The sequence below is a fragment of the Arthrobacter sp. JUb115 genome (assembly GCF_004365035.1).
Lineage (GTDB): Bacteria > Actinomycetota > Actinomycetes > Actinomycetales > Micrococcaceae > Glutamicibacter.
In genome coordinates, this window is sequence record NZ_SOBS01000002.1 from 395,299 (window position 1) to 413,182 (window position 17,884).

Consider the following 17,884-nt stretch of genomic DNA (forward strand, 5'->3'; position numbering starts at 1 on the left):
CCGAGCTGTCAGCCATCGCCAACTGTGGATAAGCCGCTAGCCGCGTTGGCGGACCTTGGACTGGCGGATGACCAGGAAGATCAGGTACGGGGCGCCAATCACCGCGGTGGCCACCCCGGCAGGCAGGATCACTGGGAAAGCCCGGGCCGCAACCAGGTCGGCCAGCAGCACGAAGATCGCCCCGATCAGCGCGGCATGGGGCACCGGCGGGATGGTGCCCCGGGCCACCAGCCGCGCGGCATGCCCGCTGGCCAGCGCAACGAAGGCCAGCGGCCCGGCGATCACGGTCGCGGCGATGGCCAGCAGCGAGGCGATGCCGAGCATCAGGACCCGGTCGCGCCCCAGGTTCATGCCCAGCGCGCGGGAGGTGTCCGAATCCAGGGCCAGCACCTCACGCTGGTTGCGCAGCAGCGCGGCCGCGGCCAGTCCCAGCACGATGACCGCCGGCGCGAAGGCCAGGTCGGCCCAGGAGATCGCGTTGATGGTCCCGGCCAGCCAGGTCAGCGCCTGCTGGGCGTTGTAGATTTCTCCCAGGGTCAGCATCCAGGAGGTCAGCGCGGCGCACAGCCCGGAAAAGCCCAGTCCCACCAGCACCAGCCGGTTGCTTTCCAGGGAACTGTGCCAGACCAGCGCGAAGACCAGGGCCGAGACCAGCAAGCCGCCCAGGGTCGCGGCGATGGGCAGCCCGTAGTGCACCAGCAGTTCAGAACGCCCGCCGGCGTGCACGCTCAGGGCCAGCACAGCCACCGCACCCAGGGCCGCGCCGTTGGTCACCCCGAGGATGTCGGGGCTGGCCAGCGGGTTGCGCGCCACGTTCTGGGTCAGCGCCCCGGCCACTCCGAAGCCGGCCCCGGCCAGCACCGCGGCCAGGCTGCGCGGCAGCCGGAACTCGATGATCGACAGCTCGGTGCGCGGATCCGGGGCCGCGCCGAAGAGCGTAGCCACCACATCGCCCAGCGCGATCGGGGTGCCCCCGATGGCCAGGTGCAGGCAGAAGGCCGCGAGGGCCACGGCCAGCAGGATCAGGCCGGTAGCCACAGCGCGCCGGGCGCGCACCGCGGAAGCGGGGGTGCGGATCGCCGGGGCGCTCATACGGTGACCGCCTTGCGGCGCCGGGCCACGTAGATGAAGAAGGGCGCACCGAGCAGCGCGATGACCACGCCCACGGGCAGTTCCCCGGGGCGGGCCAGCATGCGGCCGAGCACATCGGCCACGCACAGCAGCAGCGCGCCGCACAAGGCCGAGCCGGGAATCACCCAGCGGTAGTCGGCGCCGAAGATGCGCCGGGAAATATGCGGGACCAGCAGGCCCAGGAAGGCGATCGGCCCGGCCAGCGTGACCGCCAGCCCTGACAGCGCCACGATCGCCGCCAGCCCCAGCCCGCGGGCATGCAGGGCGGTGACCCCGAGGCTGCGTGCGGAATCCTCGCCCAGGGTCAGCGCGTTCAGCCCGCGGGCATTGGCCAGCGCCAGCACGGTGCCGGCCACCAGCAGCGGCCACAGCGACAAGAAGGATTCGTAGCCTTGGACCACGGAGCCGACCTGCCAGAAGCGCAGGGTTTCCAGGGCCGCCTCGCTCAGCAGCACGATGGCCGAGACCACTCCGGCGCAGAGCGCGGTGACCGCGGCGCCCACCAGCAGCAAGGTGATGGGCGATCCCCCGCGCCCGTCGATGCGCCCGATGCCGAAGACCACCAGGGCCGCCAGCAGCGCTCCGCCCAGGGCCAGCAGCGCCTGGGTCCACGCCGGCAGCGGGCCGGTGAAAGCGGCGACCGAGACGATGGCCAGGGCCGCGCCCTGGTTGATGCCCAGCAGGCCGGGTTCGGCGATCGGGTTGCGGGTGTGGCCCTGGATCAGCGTGCCGGCCATCCCCAAAGCGGCGCCGGCAGCCAGCGCGGTGACGGTGCGCGGCCAGCGGATCTCGCGGATGGCGATGTCGCTGACCTGGCCGTCGGGGGCCAGCAGTGCGTGGCGCAGCTCGGCGAAGCTGGAGGTGGTGCTGCCGATCCACAGGCTGAGCCCGATGGCGGCGCCCACGCCGGCGGCCAGGGCCAGCAGCGAGCTGATGCGCGGTGTGGTGCGGTCGATGGTCGGTGGCCTTTCTCGGGCCGCGCGGTGCGCGGCGGTGCGTGCAGGATATGCGAAGCAATGATGTCGCAGGACCTTGACCGGGACGGCCGGATCCATGCTACTGTTCTTCTCGCGCGCTAAGCTTACCCTTGCCTAAGTGGGGCAAGCAAAAATACATCATGCGCTAATTAGTCAATCACCTTCATGGAAAGCACTCGCATGCACACTCCCCGCATTCTCGCCCTGAGCGCCGCCCTGGCCGCGGCCGCACTGGCCCTGTCCTCCTGCGCCAGCTCCTCCCCGAGCACCGAGCCGGCAGAAACCGCCGCCACCGCGGAAGCCGATTCCAGCTTCCCGGCGGCCATCAAGCACTTCCGCGGCACCACCGAGCTGGCCGAACGCCCGCTGCGCGTCGCCGCACTGGACCCTTCCTACGTGGATGCCACGATGCTGCTGGGAGCCGAGCTGGTGGCCTACACCGAATACCGCAAGGGCAACAACCCCTTCCCCGAGTACCTCGGCGACATCACCGAGCTGACCGACGAAGCCGTGAACGTCGGCACCATCACCGAACCGGAGCTGGAAAAGCTGCTGGCCACCGAGCCGGACGTGATCATCTCCGCCGACGTGCGCCAGGGCGCCATGTACGACCAGCTGAACAAGATCGCCCCGACCATCTTCTCCGAGTCCACCGGACCAACCTGGAAGGAAAACGTGGTGCTGCTGGGCGAGGCCCTGGGCAAGAAGGAGCAGGCGGAAACGGCCGTGGCTGACTACGAGGCCCGCGCCGCCGCAGTGGGCAAGGAAATCCTCGCGAAGAAGCCCGAGACCACTTACTCGCTGGTGCGTTTCGCCGGCGAGGACACCGCGCGCCTGTACGCCACCGATTCGTTCATCGGCGAGATCATGGTGGACATGGGCATTCCGCGCCCGGAGGATGCCCCGGATACCACCGAGTCGATCTTCGTGCCGCTGTCGCCGGAGGAAATCCTGAAGGCCGACGCCGAAGTGATCTTCCAGTCCACCTGGGCCCCGGAAGGGGCCGAGGGCGACGCATCGCGCGCACAGGAAGACAAGTTCACCTCCAACCCATTGTGGGAGAAACTGGAAGGCGAGGTCATGCAGGTCGACGACTCGATCTTCCTCTCCTCGGTTTCCCTGCAAGGCGCCAACGAGGTCATCACCCAGGTGGCCGAGCATTTCGAGGTCAACCCGCAGCTGCCCTAAGCGGCACTCGGAAAACTAGCAATTAAAATACTCGAGTCCCTGCCCGGCGTCATTCGCCGCAGGCAGGGACTCGATTCATTTACCGGCTCCGTGCGCGGGAGCCGGTGCCAATCAGTGGTTACCTGGCAGCCTTGCGCACCGGATCGACAGCGACCTCCGCGTGCTTCAGCCGCTTCTCAGCGCGCTTTTCCTTGATGCTCTTGCCTGGTTTTTTCGCTTCGCCCTTGCGTGGGGATTTGCTCGACATGACGTGCCGTCCTTTACCGGAGACGCGCTGCGCCTCCAACAAATGCGGGGAAAGTACCCCATAACCTGAACCATAGGAAGTTTCGCACCGAAGGGCAAGGGCTGGCGCCTTCCCGGCGATTCTCCCACGGCTTTCGGCGAGCGCCATGGTGTTTTCGAATATACGTTCGGATCCGCGCTGGCAGCCTCTTCGGCCACTGGGCCCGCCTTGCGGTGCACCTCAGGGGAATCGAGGCCGACACGACGGTGTCTTCCCAGCGCCCGCCTAGCTTCACCGCGTAGTCTGGAGTTTGGCGCGAGGAACTGCATATCCTCGCGCGAAATTAACTTTGCCGTGGTCAAACTAAGGATCATTCTCCGTGGATATCAGGGAACAGCAGTTGGACGCCTACATGGTCACGTGGAAGCTCGAGCGCGAATTCGGCGGGATGACCACCGTCTGCACCCAGCGCGCGGCCGCTTTCGCCCAGCGGCACGGTTCTGCCGCGGTGGTGACCTTCGGCCCCAACGAACAGCTCCCGCAGATCGTTGAGGAACTCGCCGCGCGCGGCAAGCTTTCGCCCACGGTCCGGGTGCTCAATCCCTACCTCCATCTGGCGGACCATGACCTGCAGCCGCAGGGCAGCATCCCCGAGCGGAAGGCCGAACCGGGCTGCCTGGACTTCACGGTAAGCGAGTCCATCCACCACCCTGGCCAGGACGCCGCCTTGTTCTGCGAGCACAGCGTCGCAGGCCCCGAAGACGGGATCAAGAAGACCACGTATTACCGCGCCGATGGCACCGCCTTCTTGTCCGATATGAAGTTCCATGACGGGAAGGCCCGCCGCATCGTTGAGGCTTTTGACCGCAGCGGAACCCTGGTGGCCCGCTTCCCCAGCGCGGCGTCGTTCTACCGCCATTGGCTGTCGCAGATCGTCGACCACCCGAACTCCTTGGTGGTCATCGACAGCAAGTACACCGCGGCCATGCTCGCTTCCTGGAAACCGGTGCACGTGCCCAAGGTATTCGCGTTCCACAGCATCCATGTGGCCAAGGGGCAGGACCTTGCCAGCGGCCAACTCTCCAAGGGCCACGAACCCATCATCGAAGAACGATCCAACTGGGATGCTTTTGTCTTCCTGACCCACGCCCAGCGCCAGGCCTATGTCGACCGCTTCGGCGAAGCAGACTCGGCATTCGTCATTCCCAACCCGCTGAAGCCCGCAATGGTGCAGCCACCTATGCCGGCACGCAGCTCGACCGACCTCATTGTTGCCGGCTCGCTGACCCCCAACAAGAACGTAGCCGCCGCCCTGGATGTCCTCCACGAGCTGGCCCTTCGCGGCAAGCGGCCGACACTGCACGTTGTGGGCGAGGGCAGCGAACACGCCGCACTGGCGGAAAGGGCCGCCGAGCTGGGCCTGCGCGAGTCGGTAATCTTCCACGGCTACTCCGACCAGCTCCCCCGCCACTTCGCTTCCTGCACGGCCCAATTATTCACCTCGACCAACGAGGGCCAGGCGCTGGTCATCCTCGAGGCCCAAGCCCAGGGATGCATCCCGGTGTCCTTCGACATCAACTTCGGCCCTGCCGACAGCATCACCGATGGGCATAACGGCTTCCTGGTCCGCCATGGCGATATCCAGGCCATGGCCGACCGGGTGCAGCAGCTCATGGACGATCCCGCCCTGGCCGCCCGGATGTCGCAGCAGGCCCGCACATTTGCCAGCGAGTACCAAGCTCGCGATCTAGTCTCACTTTGGGAGGACACCATGTCCATAGCCAAGATGCTCAAGAAGCTCGGCGCAAAGAACCGCGTCCCGCATTTCGAAGCAAAACTGCGGGGCGTCGACTTCCCTGACGGCCAGGGATTGCAGGTGCGGGTGGAGCATCGGGCCCACGTCGAAGACCTGCCCGAACCGGCAACCTTCGAGCTGGTCTTCGTCAATCGGGACAGCAAGGAAGAAATCGCGGCCGTGGCCAGCAGCAGTGTGGACGAGCAGCTGGCGGTCTTCGATGTGGAGCCGCAGCTCTTGGGCGAGACCCAGGAACAGGATGCGGCGGTGGACGTGAACCTGCGCCTGCGCGTGGGCAAGGCCATGGAAATGAAGCGCCTGGGTCTGCCCGAAACAATGATCCTGCCGTACTTCACCACGCACAAGAACCTCTCCTTCCGCCCCAAGCAGTAGCCGGGCAGCAGCTCGCATCCAGCGCGCGTTCGGGACTTGCTGACAATTCTCCAAGTCCGGTCCCATAAAGTCGATCGCATGCGAATTCAGATGTCCCAACTGCGACCGCTGCTCAAAAGCCACCGGATCCTCATGACGGTTCCGGGCATGAAGGATTTCCAGGACACCGGAAGCACCTGCAATCCCGAGGCGTGGATCAGCTACCAGGAAGACCTGGCACTGGATCCCTACACCACCTTATGGGGAACCAGCGGAACAGCCCTGCCCCGCATGGGGGCGTTCTCCTACACCCATTCAAAGCTCAACAAGGCCATCAGCGTCGGGCGGTTCACCTCGATCGCCAAGGGCCTGACGGTCATGGGAGCCAAGCACCCCCTGGAGTGGGCATCGACCAGCCCGGTGTTCTACAACCAGCGGCTGCTGATGCGCACCTACGCGGCTGATCACGGCGCGGAACTGGGCACGACGAAGTACGGCTACACGCCGGGGAAGATCTCCATCGGCAACGACGTGTGGATCGGCGAAAAGGTCACGCTGGGCCATGGGGTGTCCATCGGCGACGGCGCGGTCATCGCCTCGAATTCCGTAGTCACCAGCGATGTCGAGCCGTACACCGTGGTCGGCGGCCTGCCGGCCAAGAAGATCCGCGACCGCTTCGATGCGCCGACCGTCCAGGCCCTCCAGGCATCGCAGTGGTGGCAGTACGCCCCGGAGAACCTGACCCACCTGGACGTGGCCAACCCGGCCGCCTTCGCCCAGCAGGTGCTCGAGCAGGCCGAGGCAGGGACTGTGCGGCCATTCCAGACGAGGCCCTTGACCGCCAAGACCATTGCCGAGCACCTGGAGGCCCTGGGCACCGGAACCGGGTGAAGACAGGAAGTGCCCCCGGGCGCTCGCCGATTCGGCGAGCGCCCGGGGCAATGAAGCCTCGGTGTGCCGGATCCGCGTTAGCCTACGGCGACGCGCAGTTCGTTGTTCCAGGGGTCCCGGAAGCGAAGTTCGGCTCCGGTGTGGTGGTTTGCCACCTTGGCGTAGGCCAGCCGCTCGGCGAGCTTGCCCACTTCTTCTTCGGTCGGGACGTTGATCAGCACTTCGCCCAGCCCCAGCGTGTCCTTGCGCGGGCCGGCTCCGCGCGAGTTCCAGACGTTCATGGCCATATGGTGGTGGTACCCGCCAGCCGAGACGAACAGTGCCTGCTCGCCCAGGGTGGTGGTTTCGTCAAAGCCCAGGGTGCTGACGTAGAACTGGCGGGCGGTTGCGACATCGCCCACCTGCAGGTGCACGTGGCCTACATCCGCGGCGGCCTTGCGCTGTCCGGCAATGGACTGCTCGGTCAGGTGCTCATTGAGGAACTTGTTCGGATCCAGGTAGATGGTGTCCATGGCCACCTCGCCGCCGCTCCAGCTCCAGGTCTCGCGCGGGCGGTCCCAGTACAGCTCGATGCCGTTGCCCTCCGGGTCGGTGAAGTAGAACGCTTCGGATACCAGGTGATCGGAGCTGCCCACGAAGCGGCTCTGGTCGAACTGGGCTGCCGACAGGACGGTCGCAGCCAGATCAGCCTTGGTGTCGAAGAGCAGCGCGGTATGGAACAGGCCCGCTTCGTTGCGCGATGGGAGCTGCAGTCCTGGCGCGTTCTGCAGGTTGACCAGTTCCTGGGTTCCGCGGCCCAGGCGGGTGCCTTCGGCTGATTCGGCCAGCACTTCAAGGCCCAGGGCCTTCTGGTAGTACTCGCTCATGGTTTTCATGTCGCCGACCTTGAGCTGGACTGCGTTCATGTGGGTGGTGGCCGCTAGTTTGTCTTGCTGGAGTACTGACATGGCAAGCTCCTTTTCCAAGTGCATCGATTCCTTATTGATTAACAGCCTATCGCAAATTACTTGATGCTTCAATGAAATTGGGATGTTCAGCCGATCACAGCGAATTCTGTTCCGGGGATGGCATTAGCCTCCCCTGCTCGCACACCAAGAACCCCGCTGCAAAAACTACGAAGGCCATCCGGATTTCCTTGCGGCGGCAGGGTCGCTGTTTGCCAGTGCCATAGAACTCACCAGCAGTGGCGGATCGGAGAATCGCGGTACGGCCACCCGGGTTGCCGATGGCGATGGCGACACCATGGATGCCAAGGTGGCGGGCGCAGAAACTCGAGTCCAGCTGCTGAACATCGACATCCCCGAAGCCATTCACCCGGGCAATGGGGTCAAATGCCTCGGGCCAGCGGCTGCCGAATATCTTGAGCACACCCTGCCGGCAGGACAAAGAGTCAGCTTGGGATTACAACGTGCCCTGCACGGACCATGCGTGCCGGACCCTTGCAGCCGTCCATGGAAGCGATCTGCCCATCAATAGAGATATCGCCCGCACGTTCCCCTCGAAGCGCCGCGATAACGCGCGCTTGCCAGGCGGCCGTGTGATTAAAACCGTTCAGTAATGATATCTGGCCTGCAGGATTGCCACCGCGCGATCATCGGCAATATAGACCAGTCGATTAGCTTCATCGATGCGGCGCGACCATGCGCCAGCCAGGGTACGCCTCAACAGTTCAGGCTTGCCAATACCCTCAAATGGGTCACAGCGCAGCACAGCCTCAATCAACGCATGGATACGCCTGAGCGTTTTGCGATCTTGGGTCTGCCAGTGGAAATAGTCTTCACAGCCGGCAGTCGTCCAGGTCAGCAGTCTTTCACTCAGGGATCAATAGGTCCACGCTCGGACACTTGGCTACCGCGTACCGCTTCCAGCGAAGCAAGCAGGCGGAGCGCATTCCTCGGCGAGCGCAGAAGGTAGCTCGTTTCCACCAGAGAGTCATACTCATCTTTTGACATGAGGACTGCAGATCCGCGCTTTGACAAGATCTCCACTTCGGCATGGTCAAGATTGACTCGTTCGATCAAGCCGAAAAGATCGCGGCGCGCCTCACTCGCTGTGATTGCCATGCCCCTCCTTGGTCAGTACTGGATATGGTACAACTTCTAGCCGTCTTCGAGAGACTCTATCCCCAAGTGCAACCCGATCCCTGTTTCCATGGGGCATCGCAGTTGATACTCAGATTTCACGGAAAATGGGCTGCCCGGACAAAGCCGCTTGGCTTTAACCATGGGTCACCCAGTCCCATTTCTTGGTCGGCACTTAATAGAGGATAGGTCTGGACTGCTCGTGGATCCAGATCAATCAACAGCACGTTTCTACCCGCTTCAACTACTCCGGTCGCAAGCGAAACCGCTGATGCGACAACAATGGAACAGGCAGACGAGCTCGCCGATCAGGCAGATTCCGCAGCGGCCCCGGGCCACACTGCAGCCACTGCATTCCATGCCATTGCCCCGGCGTACGGGTTGCATCCGCGAGGATCGGTAAAACCACTGCCCTGGAAATGCAGCATTAACAGCCCTGGCCGAAGACCTCAAGGCCAAAAACGACGAAGCCTGCGTCCGGGCAGTCGGACCCCAGAAATAATGCAAGGCCACACGCCGCGGCTACAGACGGGATATCGGGAACAAACTGCTAGCTGGGCTCTGGTCACCGCGTAACCAGGGACCGGGATTCAGTCCGACTTCGCACAGCAATCATGGGGTGGCCCGGTTTTATATCGGTGGCGATCTTCCACTCGCTAGGACTTCCAAGTATATTGACTGGTGATCCACCTCACCTTGGGTTTTGGTGGTTTACCCAGAGCTACGGAAGGTTAGTTGTGAGCGTTACCGAAGAATTCAGAGCAGCCCGTGACCGTCTCCTGGAGCTAAGGGAGGATTACCACCAGGCTCGCGCCGAGTTCGCCTGGCCGGAATTCACCGAGTTCAATTTCGGCTTCGACTGGTTCGACCACGTCGCCCGGGATCCGCAACGCTCTGAGCGCCCAGCACTGGTCATCGCCGAATCCGACGGCAGCTGCACCCAGCGGACCTGGGCAGAACTATCAACCCGGTCCACCCAACTTGCGCGCTGGCTCAGTGACCAGGGTATCAAGCGCGGGGATTCAATCGCCATCATGCTGGGCAACCAGGTCGAGCTTTGGGAATCGATGCTGGCAGGCATCAAGCTGGGTGCGGTCATGGTCCCCTGCACCACGCAGCTGACGCCCACCGATCTGGCCGACCGCATTGCCCGCGGCCATATCCAATGGGTCGTCACCAACGAGGGCGAAATCCCCAAGTTCGAATCGGTGCCGGGCGATTACACGCTGATCCAGATCGGCGGGCAGCCACCGGCCGGAATCCTCGACTACTCCCAGTCATCCTCGGCAGAAGCGGCCTTCGCCCTGGAGCACCCGACCCGCGCCGATGAAACGCTGCTGCGCTATTTCACCTCCGGCACCACCTCGAAGGCCAAGCTGGTCGAGCATACGCATACCTCGTATCCGGTCGGGCACTTGAGCACGATGTTCTGGATCGGCCTCGAACCAGGCGATGTCCACCTGAACGTCGCCTCGCCGGGCTGGGCAAAGCACGCGTGGTCCAACTTCTTCACCCCGTGGATCGCTGAAGCGACGGTCTTCATCTACAACTACGACCGCTTCGACCCAGTGGCCCTGATGAACCAGATGGACGCCCAGCAGGTCACCAGCTTCTGCGCGCCACCGACGGTCTGGCGCCTGCTCATCCAGGCCGACCTCGGTGCGCTGGAGCATCCGCCGCAGAAACTGGTCTCGGCCGGCGAGCCGCTGAACGCAGAGGTCATCGACCAGGTCCACAAGGCCTGGGGGCAGGTGATCCGCGACGGGTTCGGGCAGACCGAAACCACGGTGCAGATCGCCAATCCCCCGGCAGAGCCCATCACCATCGGCGCCATGGGGCGCCCGATGCCCGGCTACGAGATCGTGCTGCGCGATCCGGCCACCGGGGAAGAAGGCGATGTGGGCGAGATCTGCCTGGTCACCGCCCAGCGCCCGCTGGGGCTGATGAAAGGCTATTTCGAGAACGAGGAAAAGACCAATGAGGTCTTCCGGGACGGGGTCTACCACACCGGGGATATCGCCGAGCGGGACGAACGCGGCGTCCTGACCTATGTGGGGCGCGCCGATGACGTCTTCAAATCCAGCGACTACAAGATCAGCCCTTTCGAACTCGAATCGGTTCTGATTGAGCATCCGGGCGTGGCCGAAGCGGCCGTCGTTCCAGCACCGGATGAGCTGCGGCTCACGGTGCCCAAGGCCTACATCGTCGCGTCCGGCGGGCATGAGCCCGGACCGGAATTGGCCGAATCGATCCTGGCCTACTGCCGCGAGCACCTTTCGGCCTTCAAGCGCATCCGCCGGCTGGAATTCGCGGACCTGCCCAAGACGATCTCGGGCAAGATCCGCCGGGTGGAGCTGCGCCAGGCTGAAGAGGACCGGCACCGCGCCGGCGCCCCCGCGGGCACCGAATACAGGGACACCGACTTCCCGAATCTCAAGGGATAGGGACCTCCAGCATCCAGGGCGCCTTCCGGACATGGCTTCGGCAGGTGCCCTGGATTCGCCTTGCGATGAGAGCATCCAACAGATTCTGTCTGCGCGCGAAGTTCGAGGGCAGTGCACTTCATTCGGAGTCGACGATGCTGGTTCCTATGGGTTTGTTTCCCGAGCTTTTCCGCACCAGAAGTAAATAGCCTGCCGCGCCACGCCAAGCTTCCGAGAACATTGAAACATTGCGTCCAATGGCAACCGCCGCGAAAGCCCTGAGAGTGAGGGCATTTTCTAGTGCTGCACGTTGGCCACCAGTGCAACAAACTGCAGGGATCGCTATCAGAAAGCACGGATAAGCTAACGGCCCAGGCTGCACGATCAGAAGAAGACATAGAAGCAGAATAGCCGTTTAGCTAAAACGGATGTTGAACCGTTCAGAGACATTCAGCAGATCCCGATCGTCTGCGCGTATCTTCCGGCCCTCGCTTGCGAAGACCAGTTCGTTGTCGAGCCCGTCATCGGTACGCCTCATCCAAAACGCCCAACAAGTACCGACGCCGTGGCGGGAAGTGAAGCGGATCCCGTCCGCGAAGCTACCATCGCGGAGCCGCAAGTTACGCAATCTCGTGGAAATCAAGGTGGTGAGTTTGCGATCTGCTCCGAGCAGGTGAGATAGGTCAACGGCGTTCACACCACAGGTATTGGCTATTTCGGAGCCTAAGGTCCGGTCGATATAGGCCAGCGAATGCGCTGTGTTCAGGTCGAACCACAGCAGGTCGGTCTTGCTCGTCAGTTCGTAGAGCCGGCGGCCTTCGCGCCAATTTCTAGGAAACGTTCCGGGTTCATCGTGCCCCAGCGCTTTCTGCTCCTCGATGTGTAGAGCGTGGGCCTCTGCCTGTGTGATGTTGAACAGTTCTGCCATGAAGTCGATGGCAGTCCGGGACTTACGGTCCAGCCGGTAACCGTCAAGGCATTCAGTAAAGGCGCCCTGGCGCGTGGACGCCGCGTACAGAGTGCGGCCGGTTGTGTCATACCTGTTCCATACTCCGACATCATCAGGGAAGAAGTAACCCCGCTTCGGGGGATTAATCGCACCGTAGCTTTCAGCTGCGATGCGGAAGCCGGCCAGGGGTTCGCGCACAATGCTCGGCTGACCGTCCACTTCTTCCGATGTGCCGTTCATTATCCGTTGTACCCACCTGAGGACATGGCCTCGGCTGCATCGATCACAGCCTTGAACCGATCCTGGTAAATGGCTTCGACGGGTGAAATCTCGTCGAGCCAGGGATTAGCGCCGAGGAACCATTGGCGAGCTACCTGTTCTCCATCAACATCCGAGACCATCATCCACGCACGGTGAGCTAGCAGAATACGAGCTTGGGACGCATCCGAGGGGACCGTTCCGTTCTCCTTTTGCCAGCGGTAGCTTGCTTTAGGGTCCTTCGCGCCCGCTATCGCGGATACCATTGCGGCTCCGAGGGATGCGTTCAATCTCCGCACAATCTCACGGAAATCCATGCGAGACGTTTCCGCGTGAGCCGTTCCAATCGTCGTTGTGATTCCCACCTGCAGGCCCCTTGCCTTTCTCGCCGAGATTCCCTGATACCACGACCTTACCACCGATTTACCACTAAAATAAGCATGATTCTCCTGCATCAAAGGGACTAAGACGCAACATGAGCGCCGGTGCTGCTGCATTGGCAACCGGCACTCCGACCCCGAAGCCCGCTGCGAGAGCCCGCCACCAGCAGCGTCTTCGCCAGCGGCTGCAACCGGATCGAGCATCCAGGGCGCATTCCGGACATGACTTCGGCAGGCGCCCTGGATTTTTCTCTTCCCTCGAAACGTCCGCCAGCCCATCACCGCTCCCCTTCCTCGCGTCAAGCCGCCAGGGTTCGCCGCGGGTTTATTTCCAGAGGTTTCCCGCTTAAGAAGCCAATAGTTTACATCGTGAGCTGACACTCATACCATGAGTTCTCATGCCGTGGCTTATGTCACACTGCTCCCCGATTCCTCTAGAACGGATCCAACATGTCCGATATCGCGATTCTGATAAATACCGCGGTGGCCGTGCTTGCCGCCGTGGTGCTTATCGTGAGATTCAAGGTCAACCCAGTCATCGCCTTGGTCATTGGCTCGCTCTACCTGGGCCTATCCACCGGCTTGGGAGTCACCAAGACCATCGAGACCATCACCCAGGGTTTCGGCGACATCATGGTGGAAGTCGGACTACTGGTGGCTTTCGGCGTGCTGATGGGTTCCATCCTCAATGAGACCGGCGCCATCCGCCGCCTGGTCGAGCACCTGCTGAACACTTTCGGCCCCAAACGGCTGCCCTACACCATGGCGTTGGCTGTCAGCACCGCGCTGCAGACCATTTTCCTCGATGTGCTACTGGTCATCGCGGCCCCCTTGGCCCGGCGCATGGCGCCGAAAATCGGCAAGCACGGAACCGCGCGCATTGCCACGGCCATGGCCATCGCCGGCGAGGTCGGAATCGTCCTCATGGTCCCTGGCGTCGGCGCCGTCGCCTTGGCCGGCATGCTTGAAGTTCCCCTGGGCAAGATGCTGATCTTCGGCCTGCTGGTCGTCGTGCCCACGGTCTTGATTTCCGTCGCCATCATGTCCTTCTTCTTCGACCGCGGCTTCTGGAAAGCCGAGAGCGATGAGCAGCTGCTGGCGCAAGACGAGCCGACACCGGGAACCCGCAAGCTGGAGAACCGCGAAGGAACCGGCCAGGATGCGGCACGCACCGGCAACGCCGGAACAGCCACCGCGGCCACCGCGGTGCAGACCGGGCAGCGCCGCGAGGCGCCCCTGTTCCTGCTCTTCCTGCCGCTGCTCGTATCCTTGCTGCTCATCGCCAGCGGCGCGCTGGCCGAAATCCTCGGCTATGAGGCCAGCTGGATCCAGCTGGTCGGCAATCCGGTAGTTGCCCTGCTCATCGGCCTGGTCGGAACGATTGCCGTGGCACGCTACACCATCGGCCAGAAGGCGATTGACCGCGGCGTGGCCAGCGGGTTCAGGGAAAGCGGGCAGATCCTGCTGCTGACCGGTGTCGGCGGCTCCTTGGCAGCCACGGTTTCCACGGCTGGATTGGGCGACATCATGGGCCAGTTCTTCTCGGCCAGCACCGTTGCACCTCTGGTAGTGGTCTGGGGCATCGCGGCCCTGCTTCACATTGCCGTTGGCTCGGTGACCCTTTCCGGAATTACTGCGGCAAGCCTCTTGGCACCGATCGCCCCGAGCCTGGGCATCGACCCGGTGCTCATCGCGTTGGCGGCAGGTTCCGGAGCGCTGTTCATGGTCCATGTCACCTCGAACACCTTCTGGCTCCTGCAGTCGTTGTTCGGGCAGACCGTGCGCGGTGCGCTGAAGACCGTCAGCGTAGGCGTGTCGGTCGCATCCATCGTGGCCCTTGGAATGGTCATGATCCTCAACATCTTCATTTAGCGCGACAGCAAAGGAACGGCAGAACATGTCAGAGCACATCGCCCCATTGAAGGGTGTCCGCGTTCTCGAATTGGGCAACTACATTGCCGCCCCCACTGCAGGCCGGCTCCTGGCGGACTTCGGCGCCGAGGTCATCAAGGTGGAACGCCCGGGAACCGGGGACGAGCTGCGAAATTGGCGGCTCAAGAAGGGCAGCGTCTCGATGCTGTACCGGACGATCAACCGCAACAAGAAGTCCATCGTCCTGGACCTGCGCAGCGACGCCGGCCGGGAGGCCGTGCTGGAGTTGGCCAAGCACTGCGATGTGCTGCTGGAAAACTTCCGACCGGGCACCTTGGAGAAGTGGGGCCTGGGTCCAGAGGAACTCAGCGCCGTGAATCCGGACCTGGTGATCACCCGCATCTCGGCCTTCGGCCAGACTGGGCCACTCTCCGAGCGTCCGGGCTTTGCCGCCGTGGCCGAGGCCTTCAGCGGCTTCCGCAATCTGGTGGGCGATCCGGATCGCGCGCCGGTTCGTGTCGGCGTATCGATTGGCGATTCCATTGCCGGACTGTACGCCGCGTTCGGCGCGGTGATGGCGCTCTACCAGCGGGAGATGGCGCGCGGGGAAAAGGCCTCCCTCGGGCTGGACCATCGCGTGATCGATGTTGCGCTGCACGAGGCGATGTTCTCCATGATGGAATCTTTGCTCCCTGACCACGGCGCCTACGGCGAAACCCGGACCCGCACCGGTGGACGCATGGAAGGCATTGCACCATCCAATGCGTACGTTTGCGCCGATGGGGCCAGCATTGTCGTGGCCGGAAACGGTGACGGGATCTACCGCCGCTACATGGAAGCCATCGGCAGGCCGGAGCTCGGGGCCGATCCGCGGCTGCAGGGCAATGCCCAGCGTTGGGAGGCCAGGGAAATGCTGGATGCCGCCATTGGCCAGTGGGCCGCAAGCGTGGATTCGAGCACGGCCCTGGCCATCCTCGATGCGGCAGGAGTTCCTGCCGGCCCGATCTACACCGCAAAGGACATTGCCAACGAGCCGCAATACATCTCCCGGAACATGATCCAGCATCTGGATGTCTCCACCGGAGAGGAAACCTTGCACGGTGTCGGCTTCCCCGGCATCGTGCCGGTCATGGGAGGCACCTCGCTGCCCATCCGGAACCTCGGCCCCGACCTCGGGGAGCATACCGAACAGGTACTGGGCGGATTGCTGGGAATGACCGATGCGCAAATTGCGCAAGCCTCGGCTGGCGAAAGGAATATCGCGTGAGCTACTCATTCACCCCCGCGGCCGCGTTGCGCGACGTCACGCTGCGTGACGGGCTGCAGCTGACCGGGAAGCTGCTGAGCACCCCGGAGAAAATCAGGACCGTGCGCGAGTTGATCCGGCTCGGAGTCCAGGAAATCGAGCTCGGCTCCATGGCGCGTGCCGACCTGGTGCCGCCCATGGCCGATACCCTCGATGTTGCCCGGGGGCTGCGCCCCGACGAGCTGGAACGCTGCTGGATCTGGGTGGCGACCCCGGGGCATGTGGCCAAGGCGGCCAAGGCGGGCCTCCGGAACTTCCAGTATTGCCTCTCTGTTTCCGATGCGCACAACCAGGCGAATATCGGGCGCAGCACGGAGGCAAGCCTTGCCGCCCTGCCAGAAGCCGTGCGCTATGCCCAGGAAGCCGGCGGGCGCATCCAGCTGTGCCTGGCCACCTCGTTCACCTGCCCTTTCGAGGGGCAGGTCCCCGCCGAGCGCGTGCTGGAGATCGCCAATGATCCACGGGCCGAGGGCACCTGCGACATCGTCATCTGCGACACCCTGGGCCAAGCAGTTCCGGCACAGGTCGCCTCGCTCATCTCCAGGGTCCACGGCGAAACCCCGCAACGGCGCATCGTGTTCCACGGCCACGATACCTGGGGGCTGGGTGTTGCCAATACGCTGGCAGCCATTTCGGCAGGAGCCACCCTGGTTGATGGAGCGCTCGGCGGCCTGGGAGGCTGTCCGTTCGCCCCCGGGGCCAGCGGGAACACTTCCAGCGAGGACATCCTGTTCGCCACCCAGCCGCCATGGCTCACGCCGCAGCGCTTTGCCGGGCTCGTCGGGCTCTCCGAATCCTTGCTGCAGGAGCTGGGCGAGCCGAACCGTTCCAAGTCGGCCCAGGGGGCGCGTTCCAAGGCAGAAGCCTTTGCCTGGGTGATCCCCTCTGATGCCACCCCGGATTGCGGCACCAGCCTCTAGTGCCGCTGCTGCCTGGTGCCGCCGCGGCTCTCGGACCGGGCGGGCGGTGCTAGGCGGAAGGCCGGTGGGTTTCGCCCGGGAAGCGTCCGCCGATCAGCCGGGTCATCCGTTCAGCGGTGTCCAGCAACGGCTCGATCCAGCTCTGGCAGGTCTCCCGCGGCATGCGCAGGGTGGGCCCGCTGATGGTCACCGCCGCCACCAGGCCCGCCGCGGAATCGAACACCGGTGCGGACAGTCCCGAGGCCCCGCTTTCACGCTCCCCCGTGGTGATCGCGAAGCCATCGGCGCGGGTCTGCTGAACCGCTTTTTCCAGGTTGGCCATGCCGGTAATCGTGGCATCGGTCAACGGCTGCAGCTGTGATTCCTGCAACCGCTGCATGAGCTCGGGCTTCCAGGCCAGCAGCACGCGGCCGGCAGATCCGGCATGCAATGGGGCGAGCTCGCCCAGGTGCATTTCCCTGCGCAGCGCGTGGCGTGTTTCGGCAATGCCCACGCACACGCGGAATTGCTGTTCGGCACGGAAGAGGCAGGCTGTTTCCCCGGTGAAGTCGCGCAGTTCGCGCAACGACGGGCTGATGACGTCCAGCACTTCCCGCCCCCGGGTCGCCGGCGCGGCCCAGTAGGCCATTTTCATCCCGATGCGGAAGCCGTCATCCTCGCGGTCCAAGAAACCCTGCCCCACCAAATTCGCGACAAGCCGCTGCACCGTGGAGGCAGGCAAATCCGTTGCTTCACGGATATCGGCCAAGTTCATCACCGGCTGGCGCAGTGAAAAGGAATCGAGGATGGAACTGATTTTTCCCAAGACCAACAGGGGGTTGTGCTTCTTGGCGGGGGTCTCTTCCTTTGGCATAGTCCAGACGCTAGACCATCGGCATCTGCGAGTCCAGTTGCCTGCCCGGCACTGCTCGCAGGCGCCTTGGCCAGCCTGCCACCGGCAGCGTCCCCGCCAGCGGGTTCAGCCGGATCGGGCGTTCGGTCACTATGCATGCCCGTATTGGAAGCTACTGGACAAAATTCGTGAAGTTCAGCACCTGCACCGCGCATGGTGACGCAACAATTCGCCAGAACTGTGCACTGAAGTATATTGAATCCTGAAGACCGAAGAATTCTGT

At 63.6% G+C, this 17,884-nt stretch carries 16 protein-coding genes; 7 read left to right on the forward strand and 9 right to left on the reverse strand.

Annotation, left to right across the window (positions count from 1 at the left end; genetic code table 11):
* Positions 1–36: 36 nt before the first annotated feature.
* Positions 37–1,092 (reverse strand): FecCD family ABC transporter permease, encoded by a 1,056-nt coding sequence (locus tag EDF61_RS05055; protein WP_133833444.1) that lies wholly within the window; start codon positions 1,090–1,092, stop codon positions 37–39.
* Positions 1,089–2,186 carry a FecCD family ABC transporter permease gene (locus EDF61_RS05060; protein WP_286172106.1) on the reverse strand — a complete coding sequence of 366 codons (1,098 nt, stop codon included), beginning with the start codon at positions 2,184–2,186 and terminating at the stop codon, positions 1,089–1,091. Before EDF61_RS05060 ends, EDF61_RS05055 begins: the two co-directional genes overlap by 4 nt.
* 102 nt (positions 2,187–2,288) lie before the next feature.
* Between EDF61_RS05060 and EDF61_RS05065 the strand changes: the two genes are divergently transcribed.
* Entirely contained in the window at positions 2,289–3,296 is a 1,008-nt protein-coding gene (locus tag EDF61_RS05065) for an ABC transporter substrate-binding protein (protein ID WP_133833445.1), read from the forward strand.
* A gap of 118 nt (positions 3,297–3,414) precedes the next feature.
* Here EDF61_RS05065 and EDF61_RS19040 read toward each other — a convergent pair whose 3' ends face one another.
* Complete coding sequence (locus tag EDF61_RS19040; protein ID WP_286134218.1) at positions 3,415–3,543, reverse strand: hypothetical protein; 129 nt, start codon at positions 3,541–3,543, stop codon at positions 3,415–3,417.
* Positions 3,544–3,901: 358 nt separating this feature from the next.
* Here EDF61_RS19040 and EDF61_RS05070 point away from each other — a divergent pair, with 358 nt between their 5' ends.
* Positions 3,902–5,710, forward strand: a complete 1,809-nt coding sequence (locus EDF61_RS05070; protein ID WP_133833446.1) for a glycosyltransferase — start codon at positions 3,902–3,904, stop codon at positions 5,708–5,710.
* Between the two features lie 78 nt (positions 5,711–5,788).
* Positions 5,789–6,580, forward strand: a complete 792-nt coding sequence (locus EDF61_RS19170) for a CatB-related O-acetyltransferase (RefSeq protein WP_133833447.1) — start codon at positions 5,789–5,791, stop codon at positions 6,578–6,580.
* 77 nt (positions 6,581–6,657) lie between these two features.
* On the opposite strand, the gene EDF61_RS05080 is transcribed toward EDF61_RS19170, so the two are convergent.
* The 3 genes from EDF61_RS05080 to EDF61_RS05090 form a co-directional block, all read right to left on the reverse strand.
* The gene (locus EDF61_RS05080; protein ID WP_133833448.1) at positions 6,658–7,527 is read right to left on the reverse strand and encodes a VOC family protein; all 870 of its coding nucleotides are present in this window, start codon (positions 7,525–7,527) and stop codon (positions 6,658–6,660) included.
* A 604-nt stretch (positions 7,528–8,131) separates the two neighbouring features.
* Complete coding sequence (locus EDF61_RS05085) at positions 8,132–8,398, reverse strand: Txe/YoeB family addiction module toxin (protein WP_133833509.1); 267 nt, start codon at positions 8,396–8,398, stop codon at positions 8,132–8,134.
* Positions 8,395–8,643, reverse strand: a complete 249-nt coding sequence (locus EDF61_RS05090) for a type II toxin-antitoxin system Phd/YefM family antitoxin (protein ID WP_133833449.1) — start codon at positions 8,641–8,643, stop codon at positions 8,395–8,397. The genes EDF61_RS05085 and EDF61_RS05090 overlap by 4 nt, the downstream gene beginning before the upstream one ends.
* A gap of 755 nt (positions 8,644–9,398) precedes the next feature.
* Between EDF61_RS05090 and EDF61_RS05095 the strand changes: the two genes are divergently transcribed.
* Entirely contained in the window at positions 9,399–11,105 is a 1,707-nt protein-coding gene (locus tag EDF61_RS05095) for an AMP-binding protein (protein ID WP_133833450.1), read from the forward strand.
* Positions 11,106–11,499: 394 nt separating this feature from the next.
* On the opposite strand, the gene EDF61_RS05100 is transcribed toward EDF61_RS05095, so the two are convergent.
* The gene (locus EDF61_RS05100) at positions 11,500–12,273 is read right to left on the reverse strand and encodes a hypothetical protein (RefSeq protein ID WP_133833451.1); all 774 of its coding nucleotides are present in this window, start codon (positions 12,271–12,273) and stop codon (positions 11,500–11,502) included.
* A complete protein-coding gene (locus EDF61_RS19050; protein ID WP_286172108.1) occupies positions 12,273–12,437 on the reverse strand; it encodes a hypothetical protein in 165 nt (54 codons plus the stop codon). The genes EDF61_RS05100 and EDF61_RS19050 overlap by 1 nt, the downstream gene beginning before the upstream one ends.
* Before the next feature lie 684 nt (positions 12,438–13,121).
* On the opposite strand from EDF61_RS19050, the gene EDF61_RS05110 reads away from it, so the two are divergent.
* The 3 genes from EDF61_RS05110 to EDF61_RS05120 are packed head-to-tail and all read left to right on the forward strand — an operon-like array spanning position 13,122 to position 16,769.
* Entirely contained in the window at positions 13,122–14,543 is a 1,422-nt protein-coding gene (locus EDF61_RS05110; RefSeq protein ID WP_133833453.1) for a GntP family permease, read from the forward strand.
* A 25-nt stretch (positions 14,544–14,568) separates the two neighbouring features.
* On the forward strand, positions 14,569–15,810 hold the full coding sequence (locus EDF61_RS05115; RefSeq protein WP_133833454.1) for a CaiB/BaiF CoA transferase family protein: 1,242 nt from the start codon (positions 14,569–14,571) through the stop codon (positions 15,808–15,810).
* On the forward strand, positions 15,807–16,769 hold the full coding sequence (locus EDF61_RS05120; RefSeq protein ID WP_133833455.1) for a hydroxymethylglutaryl-CoA lyase-like TIM-barrel protein: 963 nt from the start codon (positions 15,807–15,809) through the stop codon (positions 16,767–16,769). Before EDF61_RS05115 ends, EDF61_RS05120 begins: the two co-directional genes overlap by 4 nt.
* A gap of 49 nt (positions 16,770–16,818) precedes the next feature.
* On the opposite strand, the gene EDF61_RS05125 is transcribed toward EDF61_RS05120, so the two are convergent.
* A complete protein-coding gene (locus tag EDF61_RS05125; protein ID WP_133833456.1) occupies positions 16,819–17,622 on the reverse strand; it encodes an IclR family transcriptional regulator in 804 nt (267 codons plus the stop codon).
* Positions 17,623–17,884: the final 262 nt, after the last annotated feature.

Excerpts from the sequence above, each read along its gene's own strand:
- EDF61_RS05055 (WP_133833444.1), bottom strand. The coding sequence starts at position 1,092 with ATGAGCGCCCCGGCGATCCGCACCCCCGCTTCCGCGGTGCGCGCCCGG.
- EDF61_RS05060 (WP_286172106.1), bottom strand. The coding sequence starts at position 2,186 with ATGGATCCGGCCGTCCCGGTCAAGGTCCTGCGACATCATTGCTTCGCA.
- EDF61_RS05065 (WP_133833445.1), top strand. The coding sequence starts at position 2,289 with ATGCACACTCCCCGCATTCTCGCCCTGAGCGCCGCCCTGGCCGCGGCC.
- EDF61_RS19040 (WP_286134218.1), bottom strand. The coding sequence starts at position 3,543 with ATGTCGAGCAAATCCCCACGCAAGGGCGAAGCGAAAAAACCAGGCAAG.
- EDF61_RS19170 (WP_133833447.1), top strand. The coding sequence starts at position 5,789 with ATGCGAATTCAGATGTCCCAACTGCGACCGCTGCTCAAAAGCCACCGG.
- EDF61_RS05080 (WP_133833448.1), bottom strand. The coding sequence starts at position 7,527 with ATGTCAGTACTCCAGCAAGACAAACTAGCGGCCACCACCCACATGAAC.
- EDF61_RS05090 (WP_133833449.1), bottom strand. The coding sequence starts at position 8,643 with ATGGCAATCACAGCGAGTGAGGCGCGCCGCGATCTTTTCGGCTTGATC.
- EDF61_RS05100 (WP_133833451.1), bottom strand. The coding sequence starts at position 12,273 with ATGAACGGCACATCGGAAGAAGTGGACGGTCAGCCGAGCATTGTGCGC.
- EDF61_RS19050 (WP_286172108.1), bottom strand. The coding sequence starts at position 12,437 with ATGATGGTCTCGGATGTTGATGGAGAACAGGTAGCTCGCCAATGGTTC.
- EDF61_RS05110 (WP_133833453.1), top strand. The coding sequence starts at position 13,122 with ATGTCCGATATCGCGATTCTGATAAATACCGCGGTGGCCGTGCTTGCC.
- EDF61_RS05115 (WP_133833454.1), top strand. The coding sequence starts at position 14,569 with ATGTCAGAGCACATCGCCCCATTGAAGGGTGTCCGCGTTCTCGAATTG.
- EDF61_RS05125 (WP_133833456.1), bottom strand. The coding sequence starts at position 17,622 with ATGCCAAAGGAAGAGACCCCCGCCAAGAAGCACAACCCCCTGTTGGTC.